General features: G+C 44.6%; 2 protein-coding genes. Both read right to left on the bottom strand.

From position 1 onward, the window contains the following. The coding region (gene gspL / locus A3738_RS24935; RefSeq protein ID WP_068763924.1) for a type II secretion system protein GspL at positions 1 to 1,126 on the bottom strand (1,126 nt) is incomplete at its 3' end. 2 nt (positions 1,127 to 1,128) lie between these two features. Beyond that, positions 1,129 to 1,789 (bottom strand): type II secretion system minor pseudopilin GspK (gspK, locus tag A3738_RS24930; RefSeq protein ID WP_068763923.1); only part of this gene is annotated, 661 nt, incomplete at its 5' end.

The raw sequence follows: 1,789 nt of genomic DNA, 5'->3' as shown, positions 1-1,789 counted from the left end.
AACTCAAGGCAGTAAACTGAATATCAGTAGAGTTTTTGCGCTGCTGGTATTGATAGCCTGCTTCGCCTAATAAGGTCAAGAATCCAACATCAGTACCTTTATTGTTCGATTGGCGAAGCTTACCTTTGATAATGCGAGCTAACCTTCCAACCGAAACATTTTTCGAATTTGGTACCGCTTGCTTGTAAGTTGCTAAGGCTTGTTGAGCCAGATCATCCGCAGATGACTGGTAGTGCATGCCCTTACCAATAAAAACACCAAGCTGTAACAAGAAAGCAATACATGCAACGCCTGCAACCCATGCCCATTGGCGCAATTGACCTGAACCCTCTTGGACGATTTTAAGCTCACCTTGGCATAGATCAATCTCTGGCGCACCCGCGTGAAAATAAGACTCTACCAATAAGTCTAAACTCGATATCGACAAGGCTTCGATATCGATATCACACCCTGGATATTGCTCTAACTCAGCCAATAAAATCTTATGATCGGCCTCATTCGCGTTGTGATCGTACACCTTAATTTTGATCGTTTCAGCGCTTTCGTCATCTGGACCAAGCAACAAAGTATCCATGTAGGGAACTAGATTTTGTGCTCGAACACGCACGGCACACTGTTTAGCGTTGACGATAGCGGTATCACCTTCGAGGCTGATAACAATATCAGCTTCAGATGAAACCAGCATCTCAGCGTCTATATACGATGCACTTAGTTGAACGTCCGGCTTAGCCTCAAGAACATCATCGTGAAACCCAATAAACAACGACTTCTCGACGCAACGCACAGGCGTACCCGTCTTACTGTTATTTTTACCTAATGCAAAATGCAGTAATTCGATATCTGTTGCTAGCTTATCTTCGATTGCGAATGCTATGGCTTGCTGGGCGTAACGGGCGTTCTTAGATGGAAGGTCAACGTTCGTACTGAAGCTCAAATTGCTCGGCCATACCAACACAGCCTTAACGCCTTCTGCTCCGTTTTGCATCAAGACTTGTTGCAAGTCATCTGTTGAAATAGCTGAGCCACCGCCGACTTTCACGCCACTCAAATCATAAAGACGCCAGTCATACCGCGCATCATTGGGTGAATAGGGTTCAACAGGTAAAAGAAAAACTTTATGTGCCATTATTATTGTGTACTCGTTTGCGAACCAGACTTAGTTATAAGGTACTTCTGGCCTTGATCACGTTGAATTAAGGTTACACTACCATCTTCTTGAGCGCGATAGAGAATTGAACGCAATCGAACTTTTCTCTCATCCAGCGTTATGCGTGTCGCTAGTTCATAAAAACTTGATGCGACACCTAAATAGGTTTGGTCTAATTTAAGTCCCTTTAAATCAGGTTCTTGAGCAAATTCTTGGATGTTTACCCAAGGCGTTTCGTCTGATTTTGACGCGAGACTCTCGGCTACCTCATCGGGCAAATTCTCAATGAGGCTTTGAAGTACTTCTGGGCTCGCCGTATTAACATTGATGGGCGCTCGACCTTGAGGGAGAGTCGATACGAAAGGCAGTAATACTTCATACGCTCCCTGGTTCACCCCCTCAATCAACAACATTTCGCTTGGATGCACGAACACCTGCCCTCCAGTGCGATAAGGCACATCCTTCGATAGATACTCTCCATCTTCATAGCCCTCAATACCGGTCGCATCTTGATTTTCATCTATCCAATCTTGAAAACGCTCTACCTTTACATCATCAAGGGAGAGTCTGTTAAGCAAACGCTTAAACCGATCAGCCATTATTTGATTCGCCACACCATCAACATAAACAAGGTCGTTGAGA

It is taken from the genome of Oleiphilus sp. HI0066, from assembly GCF_001635725.1.
This window is presented reverse-complemented; position numbering and strand designations above follow the sequence as displayed.